Annotated in this window: 21 protein-coding genes and 1 tRNA gene; 11 read left to right on the top strand and 11 right to left on the bottom strand. The window is 67.6% G+C overall.

The features are described 5' to 3' along the window. Positions 1–47 precede the first annotated feature (47 nt). Genes VK92_RS11540 through VK92_RS11550 form a run of 3 tightly spaced genes read left to right on the top strand, consistent with a single transcriptional unit; the run spans position 48 to position 2,145 of the window. The gene (locus VK92_RS11540; protein WP_006749968.1) at positions 48–494 is read left to right on the top strand and encodes a nuclear transport factor 2 family protein; all 447 of its coding nucleotides are present in this window, start codon (positions 48–50) and stop codon (positions 492–494) included. A gap of 33 nt (positions 495–527) precedes the next feature. Next, the gene (locus VK92_RS11545; protein WP_021163738.1) at positions 528–1,565 is read left to right on the top strand and encodes a hydrolase; all 1,038 of its coding nucleotides are present in this window, start codon (positions 528–530) and stop codon (positions 1,563–1,565) included. After that, complete coding sequence (locus VK92_RS11550) at positions 1,558–2,145, top strand: DUF2946 family protein (protein WP_048025003.1); 588 nt, start codon at positions 1,558–1,560, stop codon at positions 2,143–2,145. Before VK92_RS11545 ends, VK92_RS11550 begins: the two co-directional genes overlap by 8 nt. Positions 2,146–2,184: 39 nt before the next feature. Here VK92_RS11550 and VK92_RS11555 read toward each other — a convergent pair whose 3' ends face one another. Then, positions 2,185–3,879, bottom strand: a complete 1,695-nt coding sequence (locus VK92_RS11555; protein ID WP_048025004.1) for a M48 family metalloprotease — start codon at positions 3,877–3,879, stop codon at positions 2,185–2,187. 273 nt (positions 3,880–4,152) lie between these two features. Between VK92_RS11555 and moaC the strand changes: the two genes are divergently transcribed. Together moaC and VK92_RS11565 are read left to right on the top strand one after the other, a co-directional pair. Then, a complete protein-coding gene (moaC, locus tag VK92_RS11560; protein WP_048025006.1) occupies positions 4,153–4,641 on the top strand; it encodes a cyclic pyranopterin monophosphate synthase MoaC in 489 nt (162 codons plus the stop codon). A 90-nt stretch (positions 4,642–4,731) separates the two neighbouring features. Next, the gene (locus VK92_RS11565) at positions 4,732–5,937 is read left to right on the top strand and encodes a hypothetical protein (RefSeq protein ID WP_048025007.1); all 1,206 of its coding nucleotides are present in this window, start codon (positions 4,732–4,734) and stop codon (positions 5,935–5,937) included. Positions 5,938–5,969: 32 nt separating this feature from the next. Here VK92_RS11565 and VK92_RS11570 read toward each other — a convergent pair whose 3' ends face one another. The 10 genes from VK92_RS11570 to VK92_RS41680 form a co-directional block, all read right to left on the bottom strand. Then, entirely contained in the window at positions 5,970–6,320 is a 351-nt protein-coding gene (locus VK92_RS11570; RefSeq protein WP_048025009.1) for a TonB family protein, read from the bottom strand. Between the two features lie 452 nt (positions 6,321–6,772). After that, positions 6,773–8,551: a PglL family O-oligosaccharyltransferase gene (locus VK92_RS11575; protein WP_048025011.1), complete on the bottom strand. Its 1,779-nt coding sequence runs from the start codon at positions 8,549–8,551 to the stop codon at positions 6,773–6,775. Between the two features lie 153 nt (positions 8,552–8,704). Continuing rightward, entirely contained in the window at positions 8,705–9,301 is a 597-nt protein-coding gene (locus VK92_RS11580) for a pilin (protein WP_048025013.1), read from the bottom strand. A 97-nt stretch (positions 9,302–9,398) separates the two neighbouring features. Beyond that, positions 9,399–10,103 carry a TerC family protein gene (locus tag VK92_RS11585; RefSeq protein WP_048025015.1) on the bottom strand — a complete coding sequence of 235 codons (705 nt, stop codon included), beginning with the start codon at positions 10,101–10,103 and terminating at the stop codon, positions 9,399–9,401. 161 nt (positions 10,104–10,264) lie between these two features. Then, positions 10,265–11,146 carry a succinate--CoA ligase subunit alpha gene (gene sucD, locus VK92_RS11590; RefSeq protein ID WP_006477916.1) on the bottom strand — a complete coding sequence of 294 codons (882 nt, stop codon included), beginning with the start codon at positions 11,144–11,146 and terminating at the stop codon, positions 10,265–10,267. A gap of 68 nt (positions 11,147–11,214) precedes the next feature. Next, entirely contained in the window at positions 11,215–12,381 is a 1,167-nt protein-coding gene (sucC, locus tag VK92_RS11595; protein ID WP_006477915.1) for an ADP-forming succinate--CoA ligase subunit beta, read from the bottom strand. Positions 12,382–12,449: 68 nt separating this feature from the next. Next, positions 12,450–13,058, bottom strand: a complete 609-nt coding sequence (locus tag VK92_RS11600) for a DUF2889 domain-containing protein (RefSeq protein ID WP_042975512.1) — start codon at positions 13,056–13,058, stop codon at positions 12,450–12,452. 146 nt (positions 13,059–13,204) lie between these two features. Further along, positions 13,205–14,074, bottom strand: a complete 870-nt coding sequence (gene recX / locus VK92_RS11605; RefSeq protein WP_048025020.1) for a recombination regulator RecX — start codon at positions 14,072–14,074, stop codon at positions 13,205–13,207. Then, positions 14,074–15,144, bottom strand: a complete 1,071-nt coding sequence (gene recA / locus VK92_RS11610) for a recombinase RecA (RefSeq protein WP_021160193.1) — start codon at positions 15,142–15,144, stop codon at positions 14,074–14,076. Before recA ends, recX begins: the two co-directional genes overlap by 1 nt. 50 nt (positions 15,145–15,194) lie before the next feature. Then, entirely contained in the window at positions 15,195–15,335 is a 141-nt protein-coding gene (locus VK92_RS41680; protein ID WP_153488778.1) for a hypothetical protein, read from the bottom strand. Here VK92_RS41680 and VK92_RS11615 point away from each other — a divergent pair. The 6 genes from VK92_RS11615 to VK92_RS11635 all read left to right on the top strand — a co-directional run bounded on the left by VK92_RS11615 (position 15,334) and on the right by VK92_RS11635 (position 22,271). After that, positions 15,334–16,053 (top strand): response regulator transcription factor, encoded by a 720-nt coding sequence (locus VK92_RS11615; RefSeq protein WP_048025022.1) that lies wholly within the window; start codon positions 15,334–15,336, stop codon positions 16,051–16,053. The two genes, VK92_RS41680 and VK92_RS11615, sit on opposite strands and share 2 nt — an antisense overlap. A 17-nt stretch (positions 16,054–16,070) precedes the next feature. Continuing rightward, complete coding sequence (locus VK92_RS11620; protein ID WP_021160192.1) at positions 16,071–17,618, top strand: sensor histidine kinase; 1,548 nt, start codon at positions 16,071–16,073, stop codon at positions 17,616–17,618. A 225-nt stretch (positions 17,619–17,843) separates the two neighbouring features. After that, positions 17,844–19,502 carry an MFS transporter gene (locus VK92_RS11625; protein ID WP_048025023.1) on the top strand — a complete coding sequence of 553 codons (1,659 nt, stop codon included), beginning with the start codon at positions 17,844–17,846 and terminating at the stop codon, positions 19,500–19,502. Between the two features lie 155 nt (positions 19,503–19,657). Continuing rightward, a tRNA-Met gene (locus VK92_RS11630) sits at positions 19,658–19,734 on the top strand. Between the two features lie 71 nt (positions 19,735–19,805). Further along, entirely contained in the window at positions 19,806–19,958 is a 153-nt protein-coding gene (locus VK92_RS41685) for a hypothetical protein (protein ID WP_155634979.1), read from the top strand. Positions 19,959–20,078: 120 nt separating this feature from the next. Beyond that, complete coding sequence (locus tag VK92_RS11635) at positions 20,079–22,271, top strand: WD40 repeat domain-containing protein (protein WP_048025025.1); 2,193 nt, start codon at positions 20,079–20,081, stop codon at positions 22,269–22,271. Positions 22,272–22,392 lie beyond the last annotated feature (121 nt).

Genomic DNA, 22,392 nt, shown 5'->3' on the forward strand with positions numbered 1-22,392 from the left:
GCCGCCGTGCTGAATACGGCGCGCGACGCGCGCGAGAGATAACCCCGATGCCACGTTTTGCCCGCCTCTTCGAAGCCGCCGCCGATACGCTGAACGCCTACTACCAGGCCGTCGCCGATGCCAATCTCGACGCGCTGCTGGGATTGTGGATCGACGAGGATTTCGCCAGCTGCGTATGGGCGGACGGCGAGCATCTGCACGGCCTCGACCAGATCCGCAGCGGGCTCGCCAACCGGCTCGCCACGCGCCCCGTGACGATCGAGCCGCTCGACATCCGTGTGTACGACAGCCTCGGCACGGTCGTCTATACGATCGCCGAAGCGCATCAGCAGGCCGACCTGACGGCCGAACCCGACATGGTTTTCGCCACGTACGTGATGATTCACGAGCGCGGCGAGTGGCGCATCGCGCATATTCACGCGAGCCCGATTCCCGAACAGGCGGCCGGACAGTTCGCCGCGAAAATCCGTCACGGGCAGGGTCCGCTGCACTGACGAAGAACGAAGCAACGCATTAGCGGGGCGATCATGAGTACGGCTTCTCCGCCCACCTCGCCGCTGACCGGGGCCCCGGCCCCCAACGACGATTCATCGCGCTATCGCGCACCGCGCTGGCTGCCGAACAGCCATGCCCAGACCATCGTGCCCGCGCTGTTCGCACGGCGCCCGGCCGTCGCTTACCGACGAGAGCGATGGGAAACCCCCGACCACGATTTCATCGATCTCGACTGGGTCGCGCATCTCGACAGCGCGGCGCCGCCGCCCGATGCGCCGCTGTTCGTGCTGTTCCACGGCCTCGAAGGCAGCTCGGGCTCGCACTACGCGCTCGCGATGATGGCCGCCGCGCGCGCGAAGGGCTGGCACGCGGTCGTCCCGCACTTTCGCAGTTGCAGCGGCGAGATCAACCGCCAGCCGCGCTTCTACCATCTCGCCGACAGCGCCGAAGTCGACTGGATCCTGCGCCGGCTCGCCACGCAGCATCGCGGGCCGCTGGTTGCGGCCGGCGTGTCGCTCGGCGGCAACGTGCTGCTGCGCTGGCTCGGCGAGCATCGCAGCGACACGTCGATCCTGCGGGCCGCCGCCGCGATCTCGACGCCGATCGACGTGCACGCGGGCGGGCGCGCGCTGTCGCAGGGCTTCGCGATGGTCTACACGCGCAGCTTCCTGAAGACGCTCAAGCGCAAGGCACTCGCGAAGCTCGACCAGTATCCAGGGTTGTTCGACCGTGAAGCGATGCTGCAGGCCGTGACGATGCGCGACTTCGACGAAGTCGTGACCGCCCCGCTGCACGGTTTCGCGAACGCGGACGACTACTGGACGAAGGCGACGACCCGGCCGCTGCTGCCGGAGATCGACGTGCCGACGCTGATCCTCAACGCCCGCAACGACCCGTTCCTGCCCGAGTCCGCGCTGCCCGGCCCGGCCGACGTATCGCCGGCCGTCGAGCTCGACCAGCCCGCGGACGGCGGTCACGCGGGATTCATGACCGGGCCGTTCCCCGGCCGTCTCGACTGGCTGTCGGCGCGGGTGTTCGGCTATTGCTCCAAATTCGTCGACCATGGATGACATCGTCAGGCAGGCCCTCGCCAAATGGCCGAACGTGCCGCACTGCACCGGCTGGCTGCTGCTCGACCGGCGCGGCGAATGGCGGCTGCGCGACGACGCGGCCCAGGCGGCCGGCGAGCTCGGCTCGCCGATCCGGCATGCGGCGCTGAACGCGTTCATCGGCCGCAACTACGAATGCGACGCGCAGGGCCAGTGGTTCTTCCAGAACGGACCGCAGCGCGTGTACGTCGAACTTGCCTATACGCCGTGGGTCGTCCGCCTGGCCGATCGCGACGGGCAACTCGTGCTCACCGATCAGACCGGTACGCCGTTCGAACCGGACGAAGCATGGCTCGACGACGCGGGCGGCGTGCTGTTTCGCTCGGCCGGCACGGCGCCGCGCCTCGCGGCGCTGCACGATCACGATCTCGGGCTGTTCGCCGATCACGCGGATTTCGACGCTGCACCGCCGGTACTGCGCTGGCGCGACGGCCGCACGCTGCCGCTCGGCAGCATCGTCTGCGCGGACGTGCCTGCGCGGTTCGGCTACGTCGCCAGCCCGGCACGACAGGCCCGCGACGCGGCCGGCGGCGACGCCTGACCCGCAGCGGCTGCGCGCGCGCCCGGCGCGCGCCGGACGCTAACCGCGGCCGTTCTTCTCGTCGTCGCGCTCTTCCTTGTAGCGCGCCTCGAATTCCAGCAGCCGCGCGCCGATCATCGACTGCTCGTAGAACGAGACATCTTTCGCGTCGCGCGCTTCCTTCAACTGACGAATCGCAGACGGCCACGCGCCGTCGAGTGCAAGCTTCTCCGCGAGCGCGCGGCGCCGCGCCAGCACGTCGCCCTTGCCGTCGCTCGCCTTCGCGAGATAGTCCCACCAGTCCGGCTGCTCGGGGTCGGCCTTCGCCTGCGCGCGCGCCTGCGCCTGCGCGTCGGCGAAACGGCGCGCCGCGATCAGTGCCTGAAGATGCCCGACGATCGCCGCGTGCGATGCCGGCCAGCGCCGCTGCGCGAGCGCCGCGAGCCGCACCGCTTCGTCGGTGCGCCCCGCACGGCGCGCGATGTCGGCGGCCAGCACGTCGAGGCTCGGCGAACTCGTCGCCGGATCGTCCTCGCGCCGCTCGCGCGCGTCGAACTCAGTGCGTGCCGACGCGAGCGCCTTGCCGGCCGCGTCGTACTCGCCGAGCTGCGCGTTCGCGAGCGCAATGCCGTACCAGTTCGCCGCGACGTTCGGCGCCGTGCGATCGTCGATCTCGGACTGCATCCGGCGCGCTTCGGCCGCGATGTCGGTCGGCGCGCGGTTCTGCAGGACCCGCAGCCGCGCGCGCACGAACCCGTATTCGGGCGACTGGCGCGGCTGCCGGTACGGCGCGCGGCGCGCGCGATCCTCCATGTCGGCGATCCGCTCGCCGGTCAGCGGGTGCGTGCGCGCATACGCGGGCACGCCCGCATCGCCCATCGACGCGCGATCGAGCCGCTCGAAGAAACCCGGCATCCCGTACGGGTCGTAGCCCGCGCCCGCGAGCAACTGGAAGCCGACGCGATCGGCCTCCCGCTCGGCCGAACGCGAGAAGCGCAGCTGGTTGTCCACCGCGTACGCCTGCCCGCCCACCGCGATTGCGCTGCCGAGGTCGCCGCTTCTCGCGAGCACGCCGGCCAGCACGCCGAGCAGCATCGTCGCGAGCGCCGTATAGCCGGTCTTCTCGTTCGCGCCGATCATCCGCGCGATGTGCCGCTGCAGCACGTGGCCCATCTCGTGGCCGACCACCGACGCGAGCTCCGACTCCGTCTGCGTCGTGACGACGAGCCCGCTGTTGATCCCGATGAAGCCGCCCGGCATCGAGAACGCGTTGATCTGCGGATCGCGCACCGGGAACAGGTCGAAGTCCGGCGTGTAGCCGCCGATGAAGCGCGCGGCCGCCGCGGCCGCGAGCCGCGCCGCCATCGCATTCAGGTAGTCGCGCACGAGCCAGTCGTCGAGATAGTCGGGATCGCGCCGCACTTCGCGCATCACCCGCTCGCCGAGCCGGCGCTCGGCCTGCGGCGTCAGCGAACCGCCGGAACCGTCGCCCAGGTCGGGCAGCTCGAGCGCGCGCAGCGGCGCGCGCAGGCTCGCGGCCGGTGCCGATGCGCCGCCCGCGTCGGAGAACCGGCTCTCCGCGCCGCCGTACGTACCGAATACGCCAGCCGCGATGCCGGACGGCACGGTGGAAATCGACCGGGCGCCGTCGGCCGCCGCTTCGAGCGGCGGTGCGGACGCACGCTGCGCATGGCCGCTCGGCGGCAATGCGAGCGCCATCGACAGCGACACGGCAAGCAACTGTTTGACACGCATGGCAGGATGAAAACGACGCCGTCCCGCGCGCCGGGCGCGCATCGCGGCGTTTGGTCTGAATATTCGGGCCATTGTACCGGCGCCGCGATGACTGTCCCGTGCCGCGCCGGTGCCATCTGCGCTCCGGCGACGCGAACGCCGCTGCTATGATAAGCGCCCGTTGAAGCGTCGTATCGGGTCGGGGAGCCGGTTTCGGATGCCGCGCGCCGCCCGATCGCGAAGCAGGATCGACGGACGTGCTCGTGCGAGCACGCCGTTCCACTGGAGCATGACATGTCAGGACTCACCCATTTCGACGCCGCCGGCCATGCGCACATGGTCGACGTCGGCGGCAAGCAGGAAACCCAACGCATCGCGATCGCGCGCGGCACGATCCGGATGCTGCCGGCCACGTTCGCGCTGATCCGCGACGGCAAGGCCAAGAAGGGCGACGTGCTCGGCGTCGCGCGCATCGCCGCCATCCAGGGCGCCAAGCGCACGGCCGACCTCATCCCGCTGTGCCACCCGCTCGCGCTGACGCGCGTGGCCGTCGATTTCGAGCTCGACGACACGCTGCCGGGCGTCCACTGCGTCGCGCAGGTCGAGACGTTCGGCCGGACCGGCGTCGAGATGGAAGCGCTGACCGCCGTGCAGGTCGGGTTGCTGACCGTCTACGACATGTGCAAGGCGGTGGATCGCGGGATGGTGATCACCGACGTGAGCGTGCGCGAGAAACGCGGCGGGAAGTCAGGAGACTGGAAAGCCGAAGACGTCGCGGATTGACCGCCAGCGGTAAGAGCAGCCTTTCACGGGGCAGCGCCGGCCGTAGCGATGCCCCGTTCGAACGATAAAAACCAGAAAAACGCCTCACTCATGAAGAATCTCACGCTGAAATGCGCCGCGCCGCTGCTGTGCGCGCTCCTCCTGCTGCCGGACGCCGCATCGGCCGCCGGCGCCTGCCCCGCCGCCGACACCGCCGCACGCGCGGCCATCGACGCGCAACACCGTGTACAGCAGGTCCGCAATCCGCCGAGCGACGGGCCCGGCGTCGAGATTTCGCCGCCGCTGCGCGACGCGCTGCGTGCGTACAAGCAGGCGCTCGCCGGCGCGATCGATGCGCGGCTCGCCTGCAGTGACGAACAGGTCGACCCGGCCGCGCTGAAACGCACGCTCGCAGCCGCGCTCGGCGTGCCGGCCCGGCCCGTCCAGCCGAAAGACGGCGAATCGGCGTTCGGCCGCAATCCAAACGTCGACGTCGAACGCGGCGGCACGTCCCGCCCGTTGCTCTTCGTGCGCGCCGGCTTCGACATCGCATGCGGCGACGACAACCTGCTGACCGCCTACGCATGGGAAAACGGCGGCTGGCGGCGCGTGCTGCGCTGGCAGGCCGACGACTACAAGGACATCGGCGGCGCGTATGGCAGCGGCTTCTGGTTCTCGGCGCTGCCCGGCGGGCAGGTCGCGGTCGTCCACGGCACGCCGTGGTGCGCGTCGCGCTGGAGCCAGTTCGCCGCGGATGTGGTCGCACCGGCCAACGGCCCGACCGCGCAACGCGTGCTGTTCCATGCAGAGAACAGCTACGTGCTCGACGAAAACCCGATCCGGTTCAAGGTGCGCCCCGACGGCTTCGAGGTGCGCGCGACGGTCAGCTCGATGGACAGCGAACTGTTGACGCGGCCAGGCGTCTTCCGCTATCGCGTCGACGGCGGCACCGTGCAGCGCGTACAACCCGTCGCGCTCAACGGCCGCGATTTCGTCGACGAATGGCTGAATGTGAACGATGCGCAGGCGCGCGAATGGAGCGAACCCGCCGCCGCGGCTGCCGCGCTAAAGGGCCGGCAGGCGTTCGACAAGGCCCGCAAGGCGCCCGGCACCGGGTTCGAGTACGGCCCGGTGCGCAGTTGCTCGGACAGCAAGGACCGCTTTCAGGTCGAACTCGATCTGACGGGCAATACCGGGGAAACGGTTGCGCGGCACTATGCGCAGATACGCCAGGAACGCAACGGGTTCACGCTGCTCGGGCTGAGCACGGCGGCCGAGCCGACTTGCCGCGGCGCGAACCTGATGCCGCGGCACTGAACGTCGGGCACGCGCGGCGCGCCGCCCGCGCATCACTTGCCGCGCTGCGGCTCGAACACGAACGGTTGGGTCAGCAGGAACGGATTCGCGGTCGCGCCCGTCTGCACGCAGGTTGCGTGCGTCATCGCGTCGGCGGCCGCGCGATCGGCCGCCGCATTACGGCTGCTCGTCGTCACGGTGACGTTCTGCGCTTCGCCGGACGTCGTCATCAGCGCGCGCACGAGCACGGTCGCCTGGCGCGTGAGCGGCTTCGCGGTATCCGGATAAACGGCGCGCGGGATGTGGCAGGTCAGCTTGCTTTCCTGCGACGACGACAGCATCGCGCAGCCGGAAAACAGCATCGCGACGGCGGGCAGGATCAGGTAGGTCGAGCGAATAGCCATGGTCGAATATCGTTCTTCAGCACTGTTGCGGACGAACGCGCCGCGCGCCGGGGAACATCGCCCGGCCGCATCGCATGCGTCACACCGCGCCGCGGCCATCGGACCGGCGCCCCGTTACGGCCGCACGGCCGATCGATGCTCGGCCGCGATCCTGCGTGGCGGACTTCCCGGGTAGCCCGGTGTTGCCGGTGTTCGCGCCGCCCCTGCCTCACACGGGCCGGCACGCGAGCGCTTTCGCGCATTGTGCACGCGCCGCCCGGCGAGCGGCGGCGATTTGACAATGGTTGACGCGAATCGCCGCGCCTTCAGCCGGAATCCGCGCAATCCACGAGGTAATCGATACGCGCCGGATTCGCCCGGTTCACTCCGCGCGGCTGCGTTCGGCACGCGCCGCAGCTCCCGCACGGCACGGCCCCTGCCGGCATTCCCCGTTCCGGCAGGGGCCGCGCGTATCAATCCGAATCGTCGTCGTCCTCGTCGTCGGCCGCGTCGGCCGGAACTTCGCCGTATTTCGCGACGACCGCCGCCTTGAACGTCTTCAGCGCCGGCTGCTGGTCGCACAGCTTGTACAGCGCCGCCAGCTGTTGCGGCCAGTCCTTCAGCTCCTTGGCGAACACGTGCAGGCGCGCGACGGTGTCGAGCGCATCGGCTTCGCGGCCGGCCAGTGCCTGCAGCACCGCATAGCGGCGCAGCACCGTTTCGCCGGGCAGCAGCGCGATCGCGCGCTCGTGCGCGGCGAGCTTGGCCGGCAGGTCGTCCGCCGAAATCGGGAGCAGCGTGGCCGCGCCGTATTCGCCCCAGGCGCCGAACAGCAACGACGGCGCGTCGCGGTATTGCGCGGCCGGATCGCTGCCGTAATACAGCACTTCCGCGCGCTGGTAGTCGCGCAGCACGGGCACCGCCGCCAGCACGCCGCCCACCGACAGCACCGCGAACAGCCCGAAGGCTGCGCGCCCCGGCAGGAAACGCAGCGGCTTCACGTCGAGCAGCCCGATCACGAACATCGCCGGCAACAGGAAGAACATGTACTGCTGCGGATACTCGACCAGCGCATGCATCAGCAGGATGCCGATCAGCGCGAAGCCGAACACGCGCATGCTCGACTGCGGCGCGCGCACCGCACGCACGAACCACGTCACGAGCGCAACGACGAGCACGCCCAGGCCGACGAGGCCGGACTTCGCGAGCAGGTCGATGAAGATGTCGTGCGAGTTGTTCGCGATCTCGACGCCGCCCAGCGAGCGCACGAGCGCGAACTGGTGTGACGGGAATTCGCCCCAGCCGACGCCGAGCAGCGGGTGCTCGCGGAACATCGCGAGCCCGTACTTCCACAGTGCGAGGCGCGGCGCGATCTGCCCCGCGTCACGCATCCGGTCGGCCGCGGATTCCGCGAGGTTCAGGTGATAGTGCACGTTGGCCCAGCGTACCGCGACGTTCACCGCGATGAACGCCACCGCAAGCACGACGGGGATCAGCCACGCGCGCGCATTGCCCGGCGCGCGGCGCGATTCGAGCCACGCCATCCAGAAGCCGGCGACGACCATCACCGCGACCTGCAGCCACGGCCCGCGCGACACCGTCAGCGCAAGACCGACCGACAGCACGAGCGACAACGCGAGCCACGCCCATACCGCGAGCCGGCGCGTCTGCACGAGATACAGCGCGCCCGCAAGCGCGAACGCGATGTAGCTGGCCAGATGGTTCGCCTGTGCCATGTTGCCGTACGGACGGCGATCGACCGCGACGTTGTACACCACGACGAAAGGCGACAGCGCCGACTCGAGGTGGAACAACTGCACGATCTGGGTGCCGACCGCGAACACGCCGCCGACGAGCAGCGCGCCGGCCATCATCCGAGACACGGCCTCGGCCAGCCCGTCGCGCGCGAGCGTAAAGCCTGCCTGCATCGCGACCAGCGCGGCGGCGAGATAGCCGACCGCGAGCCAGTTCATCGACGGCACCTTGAGCGGGATCAGCACGACCTGCGCGATGAGCACCGCCGCGAACCCGAGCGGCGCAACGAACGCGGCCGGTGCGGCGAACGGTTCGGCCGGGCGACCGGTGCGCGCGAGCAGCACGACGGACACCCCCACCAGCAGATACAGCACCAGCGCGGAAAACTCGGAATAGAAGGTCGGGATCGGATACGTGTGATTCGTGATCGCGTACGGCACGATCAGGGCGACAGCCAGCGCAACGAGCGGCAACGAACGGGAAAAAGTAGAAGGCATGAGCGAACCGGATGTCAGCAACCGGCGCACTATACAAAACTTTCCCCCCTCTGTGCGGGGCCTTCGCGCCGCGCCCCGGCGCGGGGCGGCCGCCCCGGCCGACCGAAGCGGCGGCCGGCATGCTGCCCGTGCCGCCCTGCTCCGCTGCCGGCACTACGCGCGGCACTCCGCCGGCGCATATTTCGCAGGCAGCGTAGCGGCATCGCCCGGCAACGGCCCGGCCCCCGGCGCCGGCAGCGACGACGCGCCCTTGCCGGCGGCGAAGCATTCCCACGCGATCGCGCCGGCCTGCATCGCGCCCTTTTTGAGCGGCACGCGTGCGGTGGGCGCGTCGGCCTTGTCGGGCGCGGACGGCACGAGCACCAGCGTATTGGCGCCCGCCGCCGCGACGCGCGTGGTGAAGGCGACCGTGATCTGGCCGGTCTCGCCGTCGATCGCGACGGATTCGACGTTGCGGGTCGCGGCCGGCGGGCTGTAGCCGCCGTCGAGGCCCGCGCCGCTCGCGGCGTTGTCGGCGACGGCCAGCCGCGCGGACGACGCAAGCGCGAGCCCCTCGCCGACACGCGAGCGCGCAAGGTAATCCTGGTACGCGGGAATCGCATAGGCGGCGATCACGCCGACGATCGCCAGCACGATCATCAGTTCGATCAGCGTGAAGCCGGCCGGCCGCGAGCGCGGTGACGACCGGTTTGCGCGCCGCAGGTCGGCGGCAACACGACGGAACAGGGAAACGGAAAAGGCTTCGAACATGGCAGGCTCCGGAAACGAAAAACGCCTGCCGTTAAAGGCAGGCGTCTTGATCGTAGCCAGCAGGCCGTGAATCCGGCAGTCGGCCGGATGGCCAGTGTCAGTGCGCGCGCGGTGCGCCGCTGCGCCGCCTGAGCGCGTAACCGATCGCCACCACGAACAGCGCGCCCGCGATGCTCGCCCCGTACAGCACCGGCTGCGTATCGAGCACCGGCCAGCGGTCGCCGACCGGGTCGTTCACGATCAAGCCGCCCGCGATCCAGCCGAGCAGCCCGGCGCCGAGCGCCACGACGATCGGGAAACGGTCGAGCAGCTTCAGCACCAGCGTGCTGCCCCACACGATGATCGGCACGCTGACGACGAGCCCGAAGATCACGAGCGGGATCCGGTGCGACGGGTCGGCCTGCTCGGCCGCACCGGCGATCGCGATTACGTTGTCGAGGCTCATCACCGCGTCGGCGATCACGATCGTCTTCACGGCGTCCCACAGCCGGCTGGCCGGCTTGATGTCGTCGTGCGCATCGGCGGCCGGCGCCATCAGCTTGATACCGATCCACAGCAGCAGCAACCCGCCGCCGAGCTTCAGGAACGGCACGTCGAGCAGCGCGACCGCAAACGTGATCAGCGCGACGCGCAACAGGATCGCACCCGCGGTGCCCCAGACAACACCGCGCAGCCGCTGGTTCGCGGGCAGGTTGCGGCAGGCGAGCGCAATGACGACGGCGTTGTCGCCGCCGAGCAGGATATCGATGATGACGATCTGGAGCACGGCGCCCCAGTGCAGCGACGTCAGGAATTCGAGCATGGGGTGATGTGCGGGGCAGTGGCGGCCTGGCAGGCGGCCGGGTTCATCGCCGGCGCATGCACGACGCATGTCCGGTGGGTGCTTACGAATTCATTGCGCGAGCATAACAAAAAACGCCGGCAAGGCCGGCGTTTTTTGCAGGACGAACCCAGGGGGAAATATTACAGCGCCTTCTTCAGCAGACGGCCCATTTCCGACGGGTTGCGCGTGACGGTGATGCCGCACGCTTCCATGATTTCCAGCTTCGCTTCGGCCGTATCCGCACCGCCCGAGATCAGCGCGCCGGCGTGGCCCATGCGCTTGCCCGGAGGCGCCGTGACGCCCGCGATGAAGCCGACGACCGGCTTCTTCATGTTGTCCTTGATCCACTCTGCCGCGTTGGCTTCGTCCGGACCGCCGATTTCGCCGATCATCACGACCGCATCCGTATCCGGATCGTCGTTGAACATCTTCATCACGTCGATGTGCTTCAGACCGTTGATCGGGTCGCCGCCGATACCGACTGCCGACGACTGGCCGAGGCCCAGTGCCGTCAGCTGCGCAACGGCTTCATACGTCAGCGTGCCCGAACGCGACACGACGCCGATGCGGCCCTTGCGGTGGATGTGACCCGGCATGATGCCGATCTTCAGTTCGTCCGGCGTGATCGTGCCCGGGCAGTTCGGCCCGAGCAGCAGCGTCTTGCGGCCTTCGCGACGCATGCGGTCCTTCACTTCGATCATGTCGCGCACGGGGATGCCTTCCGTGATGCAGATCGCGAGATCGAGGTCGGCTTCGACCGCTTCCCAGATCGCAGCAGCAGCACCTGCCGGCGGAACGTAGATGACCGACACGGTCGCGCCGGTTTCTGCCTTCGCTTCCTTGACGCTCGCGTAGATCGGAATGCCTTCGAAATCTTCGCCGGCCTTCTTCGGGTTCACGCCCGCGACGAATGCTTCGCGGCCGTTTGCGTATTCACGGCAGGCGCGCGTATGGAACTGACCGGTCTTGCCGGTAATGCCCTGCGTGATGACCTTCGTGTCCTTGTTGATCAGAATCGACATGTATTTTGACCTCTGTTCGATTGGCGTCGCGTGCAAGCCGCGCCGCCATACCTATTCATTGAGCGCGCTTACTTGCCTGCGGCAGCCGCGACGACCTTCTGCGCAGCTTCTTCCATGCTGTCCGCCGAGATGATCGGCAGGCCCGAATCGGCCAGCATCTTCTTGCCGAGGTCCTCGTTCGTGCCCTTCATGCGCACGACGAGCGGCACGTTCAGGTTCACGGCCTTCGAACCGGCGATAACGCCTTCCGCGATCACGTCGCAGCGCATGATGCCGCCGAAGATGTTCACGAGGATCGCCTTCAGGTCCGGGTTCTTCAGCATCAGCTTGAACGCTTCCGTGACCTTCTCGGTCGTCGCGCCACCGCCGACGTCCAGGAAGTTCGCCGGTTCGCCGCCGAACAGCTTGATGGTGTCCATCGTCGCCATCGCGAGGCCTGCGCCGTTCACGAGGCAGCCGATGTTGCCGTCGAGCGAGATGTACGCGAGGTCGAACTTCGACGCTTCGATTTCAGCCGGATCTTCTTCGTCCAGGTCGCGGTACGCGACGATTTCCGGGTGGCGGAACAGCGCGTTCGAGTCGAAGTTGAACTTCGCGTCGAGTGCGGTGACCTTGCCGTCGCCGGAGACGTTCAGCGGGTTGATTTCAGCCAGCGATGCGTCGGTTTCCCAGAATGCCTTGTACAGGCCTTGCAGGATCGCGCGCGCTTGCGGGATCGAAGCGGCCGGCACGCCGATCTTCGCGGCGAGGTCGTCGGCTTGCGCGTCGAGCAGGCCCGTCGACGGCTCGACGATGACCTTGTGGATCAGTTCCGGGTGCTTCTCGGCAACTTCCTCGATGTCCATGCCGCCTTCGCTGGAACCCATCAGGACGATCTTCTGCGAGATGCGGTCGACGACGAGGCTGACATACAGTTCCTGCTTGATGTCCGCGCCTTCTTCGATCATCAGGCGGTTGACCTTCTGGCCTTCCGGACCGGTCTGGTGCGTGACGAGCTGCATGCCGAGGATCTGGTTCGCGTATTCGCGGACCTGCTCGATCGACTTCGCCACCTTCACGCCGCCGCCCTTGCCACGGCCACCCGCGTGAATCTGAGCCTTCACGACCCATACCGGGCCGCCGAGCTCTTCTGCCACCTTGACGGCCTCGTCAACCGAGAACGCCGGCTTGCCGCGCGGTACCGCGACTCCGAATTTCCGCAGGATTTCCTTACCCTGGTACTCGTGAATCTTCATGCGTGATTCCCTTCAGTCTGAGAGTTGGATGAAAAGTCGCTTTAGACGCTTCTTCGAATGATTTCCGTTCATTCCTTCGTGCTGCCATCACCGGGCAAATCCGGCCGAAGCGGGCCATACCACCGCGGGTAATACTGCCGCACGACCTCGCCGTCGAACCGCAATGCCCGGCAGCGGCCGAGCTGGAAAGGCGGTTCGGCGTGCACGTCGCCCTGATCCGGCCCTTCGCCACCCTCCTCGCGCACGTTCCACACGTCACCGGCGAACGCCTGGATCGCTGCGGTCGGCAGCACGGCGCACAGTTCGGTGAGATGGGAACAGCCTGCGACGCCGGCGAGCAGCCGGTTCGCGTTGCGGCGGAAATTGCGGAAGAGATTGAGCCCGATGAGGGCCCGATAGGCAGGAGGGGCGGATTGACAGTGACCGGGATAGGGAACCCATTCCGAAGACGCTTCGGCGTCGACGACATTGAGGTCACGATCGATAGTCACGCGCAGCCAGAGTTCGTGGATCGGCAGGCCCTGGGGCCGGATGCCCGACGCAAGCGCGACATCGCGCGGCTTGTGGTCGGTCAGGCAGGCTTCGATGTCCCACAAGCCGTCGCCGCGCTCGTAAGCTTCCGCTCGGATTGCGCGTCGATGTCGCAACTGACGGGGCACGGGCTCGGATAGCGGCATGCTGGAGGTTGAGGCCGAAGAGGAAAACCCACGGATTTTAGCATATTGGGTATTTGAGACACTTTGACGCGACGGCGGGTATTCCCGCCTGTCCGGAAGCAGTTGCGTTGCAGCAAAATCGCGCGCCACGCGCGCGATCGGCACGGTCAGTCGTCGATCGGGAAATCGTCGCCGACCTTCAGCAACTTCACGATGGTCGCGCTCGAGAAGCCCCGCGCCGCGAGAAAGCGCGCCTGCTTCGCCCGCTCGGCCGGCGTTTGCGGCAGTGCACCGAATTTCTTGCGCCAGACCGCCTGCGCACGCGCCCATTCGGTCTCGCGAAGCTGCGCGTTCACCTCCTCGACGAGCGTGTCGCCGACCGCATGACGCTTCAGCTCGCTGACGATGCGCGCGACGCCGACACGCGACGCGCGGCGATGCACGAGACTCTCGGCAAAACGCGCATCGGACAGCCAGCCATCCTTCTCCAGCGCGTCGAGCACCGGTTCGACGGACTCGTCTTCGCCGACATACGGGGCGAGCTTGCGCGCGAGTTCCGTGCGGCTGTATTCGCGCCTCGACAGATAGCCGAGCGCACGGCCTTTCAACGAACGCGGCGGCTTCGACGACTTGCGCGTGCCGGCACCCGGATCGTCGCCGGAAGCAGCGCTTGAAGCACCGCCCGACGCACGGCGTGTGCGGCGCGGATGCTGGCTGCTGCGCGTATAGACATCTTCCGTCGCAGGCTCCGACGCACCGGATGCGCGATCGCCAGGGAAACTGACACCGGACACGCGACGACGGGAGCGGTCGTGTGCGTCGAACGATTCATCGTCGTCGAACGGATCGTCCGGTGCGGCAATCTCAAACGAAACGAGGGCATCGCCGGATGCCCTCGTCGCGGTGCGGTTCGCGGCATGGCTGCCCGCGACCCGCCGATCGGCGCTCGAGGATCCGGCTCGCCGGCCGGGGCGACCCGCCGCTTCGGGCGCGTCGCTCTCCTCCGGCTCGCCAGCCTGACCTCGGCGCCCGACCATCACTCTTCTTCGTCCACCGCCTCGGCTTCGTTGCCTGCACCATCGGGCATTGCGACGACGCCGAGCGATTCGCGGATGCGGTTCTCGATCTCGCGCGCGATTTCCGGATTCTCGCGCAGGAATTCACGCGCGTTGTCCTTGCCCTGGCCAATCTTCTCGCCGTTGTAGCTGTACCAGGCGCCTGCCTTGTCGACGATCTTCGCCTGCACGCCGAGATCGATGATCTCGCCCTGACGCGAAATGCCCTCGCCATACAGGATGTCGAAGATCGCTTCGCGGAACGGCGGCGACACCTTGTTCTTGACGACCTTCACACGGGTTTCGTTGCCGATCACCTCGTCGTTCTTCTTGATCGAGCCGATCCGGCGGATGTCGAGACGCACCGACGCATAGAACTTCAGCGCGTTACCGCCCGTCGTGGTTTCCGGGTTGCCGAACATCACGCCGATCTTCATACGAATCTGGTTGATGAAGATCACCAGGCAGTTCGTGCGCTTGATCGTGCCGGTCAGCTTGCGCAGCGCCTGCGACATCAGGCGAGCCTGCAGGCCCGGCAGCGAATCGCCCATCTCGCCTTCGATTTCGGCCTTCGGCACGAGCGCCGCGACCGAGTCGATGACGATCATGTCGATCGAGCCCGAGCGCACCAGCGCATCGGTGATTTCCAGCGCCTGCTCGCCGGTGTCCGGCTGCGAAATCAGCAGCTCCGGCACATTCACGCCGAGCTTCGACGCGTACTGGACGTCGAGCGCGTGCTCGGCGTCGATGAACGCTGCGGTGCCGCCCAGCTTCTGCAGCTCGGCGATGACCTGCAGCGTGAGCGTGGTTTTACCGGACGATTCCGGGCCGTAGATCTCGACCACCCGGCCGCGCGGCAGGCCGCCGACGCCAAGCGCGATATCGAGGCCCAGCGAACCCGTGGAGACGACCTGGATATCTTCCGCCGCCTCGCCGTCGCCCATGCGCATGATCGAGCCCTTGCCGAACTGCTTCTCGATCTGGGCAAGCGCGGCGGCCAGCGCCTTGCTCTTCTCGGCGGTCATCCCGGAGCCCTTCTTGCTATCTTCCATGAATCGTCCTTTGCTATGATGAGCAGCGTCTGTCAGAGGCGCGCCCGCTTTCAAGCGCCGCCCACGAATGCAGACACTGTATAAAAAAACAGTGTTTTGTGCAAGCCCGCAATGCAGGCTGCGTTGTACACGAATAACTTCGGAGACAGCCGGCCGGCGCGAACGCCCTGCCGGCCATCGGTCAGCACCATGCGAATTCTCATCGCGGAAGACGACAGCATACTCGCGGACGGCCTCACCCGGTCACTCCGCCAATCGGGCTATGCGGTCGACCACGTGAAGAGCGGCGTCGATGCCGATACGGCACTGTCGATGCAGACGTTCGACCTGCTGATCCTCGACCTCGGGCTCCCGAAAATGTCCGGGCTCGACGTGCTCAAGCGCCTGCGCGCCCGCAATTCCAACCTCCCCGTGCTGATCCTGACGGCCGCCGACAGCGTCGACGAGCGCGTGAAGGGGCTCGACCTCGGCGCCGACGACTACATGGCCAAGCCGTTCGCGCTCAACGAGCTCGAGGCGCGCGTGCGCGCGCTGACCCGGCGCGGTGCGGGCGGCGGCCCGACCGTCGTGCGCCACGGCTCGCTCGCGTTCGACCAGGTCGGCCGCATCGCGTACGCGAACGATCGCGTGCTCGACCTCTCCGCGCGCGAGCTCGGCCTGCTCGAGGTGCTGCTGCAGCGGATCGGCCGGCTCGTGTCGAAGGAGCAGCTCGTCGACCATCTGTGCGAATGGGGCGAGGAAGTCAGCAACAACGCGATCGAAGTCTACGTGCACCGGCTGCGCAAGAAGATCGAACCCAGCGGCGTACGGATCTCGACCGTGCGCGGCCTCGGCTACTGCCTCGAGAAGGCCGCGCCGGCCGACTCGGCCGCGCCCCAGCCCGCGGTGGCCGGCACGCCGCTGCGCTGACCCCGGGCGTTGCCGCGATGGCCACGCCGGCCCCTACCCGCCACCCGACCGGCGCGCCGTCGTCGGCCGCCGACGAGGCGCGCGACGCGCGCTACGAGAACCCGTTCGCGCCGCCCGACGAAACCGATGCGCCCGAGGCGCCGCGCCCGCGCTCGCTGTTCGGCGAGATCCTCGACTGGATGCTCGCGCCGCTGCTGTTGCTGTGGCCGATGAGCATCGCCGTCACCTACCTCGTCGCGAAGACGATCGCGAACGGCCCGTTCGATCGCGCGCTCGAGACCAACGCGTACGTGCTCGCGCGGCAGATCCATCCGGTAAACGGCGTCGCCGAGCTGACGCTGCCGCAGCAGACGCGCGACTTCCTGCGCGCGGACAACGTCGACAGCGTCTATTTCCAGGTGCTCGGCACCCGCGGCGAACTGGTCGCGGGCGAAGCCGACATGCCGCTGCCGCGCGACGAGGACCGCCCGCCGCCGGGCGTCGTCATGTTCCGCGACGACCTGCTGCGCGGCAACGACGTGCGCGTCGCGTATACGACGGTCGCGCTGCCGCAATCGGACAGCACACAGCCCGTGCTCGTGCAGGTCGGCGAAACGCTGGACAAGCGCAACGCGCTCGCGAACGACATCATCAAGGGCGTGATCCTGCCGCAGTTCGTGATCCTGCCGCTCGCGATCCTGCTGGTCTGGTTCGGGCTGTCGCGCGGGCTCGCACCGCTCAATGCGCTGCAGGCGCACATCCGCGCGCGGCGGCCCGACGACCTGTCGCCGGTCGAGGCGCAGCGCGCGCCGCCCGAGATCGAGCCGCTCGTCACGTCGTTCAACGACCTGCTCGCCCGTCTCGAACAGAACATGGCGCTGCAAAAGCGCTTCATCGCCGACGCCGCCCACCAGATGAAGACGCCGCTCGCGGGCCTGCGCACGCAGGCCGAGTTCGCGTTGCGCCACCCCGTCCCGCCCGACGTGCAGCGCTCGCTCGAACAGATCGCGACGAGCTCCGAGCAGGCAGCACGGCTCGTCACTCAACTGCTCGCGCTCGCGCGCGCCGAGAACCGCGCGAGCGGGCTGACGTTCGAGCCGGTCGAGATCGCCTCGCTCGCGCGGCGCGCGGTGCGCGACTGGGTGCAGGCCGCGCTCGCGAAACGCATGGATCTCGGCTACGAAGGCCCGCCGGACGACACGCCGCTCGACGTCGACGGCAACCCGGTGATGCTGCGCGAGATGCTCGGCAACCTGATCGACAACGCGATCCGCTACACGCCGGAAGGCGGCCGCATCACGGTGCGCGTGCGCGCCGAGCCCGCCGCGCGGCTCGTGCATCTCGAAGTCGAGGACACCGGGCCGGGCATCCCGGCCGCCGAACGCGAGCGCGTCGTCGAGCGCTTCTACCGGATCCTCGGCCGCGAAGGCGACGGCAGCGGCCTCGGGCTCGCGATCGTGCGCGAGATCGCCACGCAGCACGGCGGCACGCTGACGCTCGACGATCACGTCTACCAGCACGCCCCGCGCCTCGCCGGCACGCTCGTGCGCGTCAGCCTGCCGCTGACCGAAACTGCCCCGGATTAACCCTGACGCACGCCGCCGCAGCCCGCCCCGATTACGTCAAAATCGACGATTTTGGCGACGTTGAAAGCGCGATAGGCACTCAAAGCCGAAAATTGGACGCAAGTCGACGCACATCCGCTTTGCACACGCGAGTCAGTCCGCCGTAAGTTTCCCTACCAATAATCGTCAACAGGCCCGCCCCACCCAAGGCGGCCGCACACCTACAAAGGGACTTGGAGACGACTCATGGCAACGTTAGGCGGGCAAATTTCGCACGCGCCGATGACGGGCGAAGAGAAGAAGGTGATCTTCGCGTCGTCGCTCGGCACCGTGTTCGAGTGGTACGACTTTTACCTGGCCGGCTCGCTCGCGGCCTACATCAGCAAGAGCTTCTTCTCCGGCGTCAACCCGACCGCCGCCTTCATCTTCACGCTGCTCGGCTTCGCGGCCGGCTTCGCGGTGCGGCCGTTCGGCGCGATCGTGTTCGGCCGCCTCGGCGACCTCGTCGGCCGCAAGCACACGTTCCTCGTGACGATCGTGATCATGGGTATCTCGACCTTCGTGGTCGGCTTCCTGCCCGGCTACGCGTCGATCGGCATCGCCGCGCCGGTGATCTTCATCGCGATGCGGCTGTTGCAGGGTCTCGCGCTCGGCGGCGAGTACGGCGGCGCGGCGACCTACGTCGCCGAACACGCGCCGGCCAATCGTCGCGGCTTCTACACCGCGTGGATCCAGACGACCGCGACGCTCGGCCTGTTCCTGTCGCTGCTCGTGATCCTCGGCGTGCGCACCTTCATCGGCGAGGAAGCGTTCGGCAGCTGGGGCTGGCGCGTGCCGTTCGTCGCGTCGATCCTGCTGCTCGCGGTGTCGGTGTGGATCCGGATGCAGTTGAACGAATCGCCGGTGTTCCTGCGCATCAAGGCGGAAGGCAAGACGTCGAAGGCGCCGCTGACCGAAGCGTTCGGCCAGTGGAAGAACCTGAAGATCGTGATCCTCGCGCTCGTCGGCCTGACCGCCGGCCAGGCCGTCGTGTGGTACACGGGCCAGTTCTACGCGCTGTTCTTCCTCACGCAGACGCTGAAGGTGGACGGGGCGAGCGCGAACATCCTGATCGCGATCGCGCTGCTGATCGGCACGCCGTTCTTCCTGTTCTTCGGTTCGCTGTCGGACAAGATCGGCCGCAAGCCGATCATCCTCGCGGGCTGCCTGATCGCGGCACTGACCTACTTCCCGCTGTTCAAGGCGCTCACGCACTACGCGAACCCGCAGCTCGAGATCGCCACGCAGAAGGCGCCGATCACGGTCATCGCCGATCCGGCGGCCTGTTCGTTCCAGTTCAACCCGGTGGGTACGTCGAAGTTCACGAACTCGTGCGACATCGCGAAGAGCGCGCTCGCGAAGGCCGGCCTGAACTACGAGAACGTCGCGGCACCGGCCGGCGCAACGGCCGAGATCAAGGTGGGCGACACGGTGATCCCGGCCTACGAAGGCAAGGTGGCCGACGCGAAGGCGCAGGGCGCGGCGTTCGACAAGACGCTCGCGTCGACGCTGAAGGCGGCCGGCTACCCGGCCAAGGCGGACCCGGCGCAGCTCAACTGGCCGATGACGATCGTGATCCTGACGATCCTCGTGATCTACGTGACGATGGTCTACGGCCCGATCGCCGCGATGCTGGTCGAGATGTTCCCGACGCGGATCCGCTACACGTCGATGTCGCTGCCCTATCACATCGGCAACGGCTGGTTCGGCGGCTTCCTGCCGGCCACCGCGTTCGCGATTGTCGCGGCGAAGGGCGACATCTACTCGGGCCTCTGGTATCCGATCGTGATCGCGCTGGCGACGTTCGTGATCGGCCTGCTGTTCGTCAAGGAGACGAAGGACTCGAACATCTACGCGCAGGATTGAGGGTAAAGGGCGGGTTGTCGTTTGCCGGACGCGGGTTCCGGCGACCGACAACCCGCCCCACGGCGAGACCGGCACGGGCCGCCGGCAACTTTTTTCGCGGAAGATGAAAAAAGGTGTTGACAGCCCAAGCGTCGATCTACATAATTCAAGTCTTCGGCGAATTAGCTCAGTCGGTTAGAGCGACGGAATCATAATCCGCAGGTCCGGGGTTCGAGTCCCTGATTCGCCACCAAATGCGAGAGCCGCTGTTTCGAAAGGAACAGCGGCTTTTTCATTTTCCCGATGCCGCGGCAAGTGGCACGGATGATCAAAATTCCCTGCCCCCGACGCGATCGCCACGGCACCTGGTATCTCCGGGTCGCCCCCAATCTCTTCAAGCTGCGCTCAGCACCCGGCGACCTGAACAAATTTCGCATCAATCTCAAGCAAGGCATCATCAACGCCTGTACGCGGTGATACCGAACGGCGCAAGAATCGATACCCCGCGCAATGCCACCCGCCACACCGCAGTAAGCACACGACACCGCGCTTAGAATCGGTACGTCCAAATTCCCGCTGCATCCGGGCACAACGTCAATGAGAAAACGCCTCGCATGCTTCCTGTCGATTCTGATCGGCATCGCACTCCCGCTCGCCTGCCGGGCCGACCCGCTGCCAGACACCACCGTCGACGGCCTGCATTGGAGATTCGAGCAACTGCACGACACCGGGCACGACGACGATTACGAAGTAGCCGCCCGTCGAGGCGAACAGGTGCTGATCTGGGACAACGGCAAGAACCGGCAAGCTTATGCGGGAGCCGTGTTCCTGCTGGTCTCCGCTCCCTATGATCAGGTGCAGCCGCTCGTGGAGCGCGTGCTGCAACGGACGAGCCCGGTCAAGGCCAGTGCCGATAGCTGGCAGTTGCAGAGTTTGCCGGACCCCTGGAGCCATGTCCTGTTGTCGCGCCGGCCGGACCTGCGCGCAGCCATCGCCGACCATGCGACCCTGCCGAAACTGCAGCAGGCGCTGCAACAAGGCGCAATCACCCGGCAGGAACTGGACTGGCGCATGGATCAGGCCCGGGCCCGCGTCGACCGGCTGTTCAGCGGCTCCGGCCTGCCCGCGCTGCAACCCACCTACGCGTTCTGGGAGGCCCGCCAGGATCACAGCGACGGCATCACCGGCCAGTACCGCAGCGCGCTGTTCGTCAGGGTGCAGGACACGAGCGCCATATTCGGGCATCCGGCGACGGTCGTTCAGTTCGGTCGCGTCGACTCCCGGCCCAACCCCGACTACAGCCTGTGGAAGGCATTGACACTCCAGGACCTGGACGTGTTCAGCGGCAACCGGACGCAATCCAGCAGGACCGGCATCTCCGTCGTCCCGGCCGACTTGTTTACGGCATTGACCGACGCATTGTCCGCACTGCCGGCCAGGCTGGAAATCGCCAAGTCGCCCGCTGCATGGCAGTTGCCCTCGGCACCGTCGATGCCGCCCCCTGCCATCAAGCCGGTGGCGCCGGATCCGAGCGCCCCGGTAATCAGGCCGTCGATCATCCGCTGGGACAGCTTCGTGACCGATCCGTCGCAACGCACGTTGCTGTACCCGCACGACATCCTCGGCCTGCCGGATGGCAGCCTGCTGTTCAGCGCCCAGGTGGCCGACAACCGCGGCTGGAACGAGTACGTGTGGCGGCTGCGCGCGGCCAACGGCGCGTTGCAGGCGGACGAAATCTGGCACGGCAAGGAGGGGCCGCGACAGATGATGATCAACGGCGACGGCAGCGCCGTCTGGTTCGACGGCCAGCCCGACGCCAAGAGCAAGCCATGCCTGTACCGATACGACATCGCGAGCAGCAAGGTCGATCGTCATGAAGTCGTCTGGCCGAGCGAAACCGATTGGCGAGACCATCAGATGAGCGATATGTCCTGGATTCTCGATGACGACCTGCCGGCCAATTTCTGGCATGACCTCCGGCATGGCGAGAAGGACGCGAATCCGGTCGGCTCCGCGTTCCTGACCGTGCAGCGCCCGGCGTCACCGCCGCCGGGCAACGACGATCCATGGCCGTTCGTCACGACGCTGTCGTCGGTACGCCAGTCGCTGATGGACGAGATCAGCAACGGCAGCAATGCGCTGATCTGGCCGGTACGCTGGCGGCCTTCCGGGAGCTACTGGACGGAGGATTCGCAAGGGCTCGCCGAGCTGGACGCCCGCACCGGCCGCACGCTGCGTACGATCGTGTTGCCCCGGCGCTTTGGCTCGCCGGATTCCGTCAGCGCCGCCGGCGTCGCTCATTGGGCGCCCAAGCCGCTCGGCTCGCCGCAGGGTCAATGGATCGCGACAGGCTTCGAGCTGTTGCTCGACGACGACGGCAGCACGCCACCTCCCGTGCAGGCCCCGGGCCCGAAACGGGCGCACTTCGTCGGCATGCACGTGGTGGATCTCAAGAACGGGCACGTACTGTCGGCCCTGCTGGGCGCTGCCGACACCTTCAAGGCCGCCGCCCGTTCGGCAAACGGTCGCTTCCTTGCGATGGGTACGACCTACAAGGCGGGCGGCTGGCAACATCGCGTGGCACTCTGGGATGTCGCCCAGGGCCGCACGCCCGTGCAGCTCGACGCATCGTCGCTACCCAAAAACAGCGAGATCCAGGCGCTGGCCTTTTCGTGGGACGGTTCCGCGCTGTGGGCAATCGGCACGCGCGAACTGATGCTGTGGAAATTGCCCGCCGCACTGCGCGATCGCGCGGGGCATGGCGCTGTTCCGGATCAATCCCGCAACTGAAACCGCGGCATCGACACGCGGCTTTTCCGGGACGCCGACACCGCGGCGACCGGCGGCACGGCCACCCCGGCCGCGCCCCGGCGCCTCATGCCGCCACCGCCCCTCGCTGCAACTTCTCCGC

The sequence above is a fragment of the Burkholderia sp. LK4 genome, assembly GCF_001043615.1.
Lineage (GTDB): Bacteria > Pseudomonadota > Gammaproteobacteria > Burkholderiales > Burkholderiaceae > Burkholderia > Burkholderia cepacia.

Excerpts from the sequence above, each read along its gene's own strand:
- VK92_RS11545 (WP_021163738.1), top strand. The coding sequence starts at position 528 with ATGAGTACGGCTTCTCCGCCCACCTCGCCGCTGACCGGGGCCCCGGCC.
- VK92_RS41680 (WP_153488778.1), bottom strand. The coding sequence starts at position 15,335 with ATGGTGCTGACCGATGGCCGGCAGGGCGTTCGCGCCGGCCGGCTGTCT.
- moaC (WP_048025006.1), top strand. The coding sequence starts at position 4,153 with ATGTCAGGACTCACCCATTTCGACGCCGCCGGCCATGCGCACATGGTC.
- VK92_RS11620 (WP_021160192.1), top strand. The coding sequence starts at position 16,071 with ATGGCCACGCCGGCCCCTACCCGCCACCCGACCGGCGCGCCGTCGTCG.
- recA (WP_021160193.1), bottom strand. The coding sequence starts at position 15,144 with ATGGAAGATAGCAAGAAGGGCTCCGGGATGACCGCCGAGAAGAGCAAG.
- VK92_RS11555 (WP_048025004.1), bottom strand. The coding sequence starts at position 3,879 with ATGCGTGTCAAACAGTTGCTTGCCGTGTCGCTGTCGATGGCGCTCGCA.
- VK92_RS11600 (WP_042975512.1), bottom strand. The coding sequence starts at position 13,058 with ATGCCGCTATCCGAGCCCGTGCCCCGTCAGTTGCGACATCGACGCGCA.
- VK92_RS11550 (WP_048025003.1), top strand. The coding sequence starts at position 1,558 with ATGGATGACATCGTCAGGCAGGCCCTCGCCAAATGGCCGAACGTGCCG.
- VK92_RS11625 (WP_048025023.1), top strand. The coding sequence starts at position 17,844 with ATGGCAACGTTAGGCGGGCAAATTTCGCACGCGCCGATGACGGGCGAA.
- sucC (WP_006477915.1), bottom strand. The coding sequence starts at position 12,381 with ATGAAGATTCACGAGTACCAGGGTAAGGAAATCCTGCGGAAATTCGGA.
- sucD (WP_006477916.1), bottom strand. The coding sequence starts at position 11,146 with ATGTCGATTCTGATCAACAAGGACACGAAGGTCATCACGCAGGGCATT.
- VK92_RS11615 (WP_048025022.1), top strand. The coding sequence starts at position 15,334 with ATGCGAATTCTCATCGCGGAAGACGACAGCATACTCGCGGACGGCCTC.
- VK92_RS41685 (WP_155634979.1), top strand. The coding sequence starts at position 19,806 with ATGATCAAAATTCCCTGCCCCCGACGCGATCGCCACGGCACCTGGTAT.
- VK92_RS11575 (WP_048025011.1), bottom strand. The coding sequence starts at position 8,551 with ATGCCTTCTACTTTTTCCCGTTCGTTGCCGCTCGTTGCGCTGGCTGTC.
- VK92_RS11565 (WP_048025007.1), top strand. The coding sequence starts at position 4,732 with ATGAAGAATCTCACGCTGAAATGCGCCGCGCCGCTGCTGTGCGCGCTC.
- VK92_RS11635 (WP_048025025.1), top strand. The coding sequence starts at position 20,079 with ATGAGAAAACGCCTCGCATGCTTCCTGTCGATTCTGATCGGCATCGCA.
- VK92_RS11540 (WP_006749968.1), top strand. The coding sequence starts at position 48 with ATGCCACGTTTTGCCCGCCTCTTCGAAGCCGCCGCCGATACGCTGAAC.
- VK92_RS11570 (WP_048025009.1), bottom strand. The coding sequence starts at position 6,320 with ATGGCTATTCGCTCGACCTACCTGATCCTGCCCGCCGTCGCGATGCTG.
- VK92_RS11585 (WP_048025015.1), bottom strand. The coding sequence starts at position 10,103 with ATGCTCGAATTCCTGACGTCGCTGCACTGGGGCGCCGTGCTCCAGATC.
- recX (WP_048025020.1), bottom strand. The coding sequence starts at position 14,074 with ATGGTCGGGCGCCGAGGTCAGGCTGGCGAGCCGGAGGAGAGCGACGCG.
- VK92_RS11580 (WP_048025013.1), bottom strand. The coding sequence starts at position 9,301 with ATGTTCGAAGCCTTTTCCGTTTCCCTGTTCCGTCGTGTTGCCGCCGAC.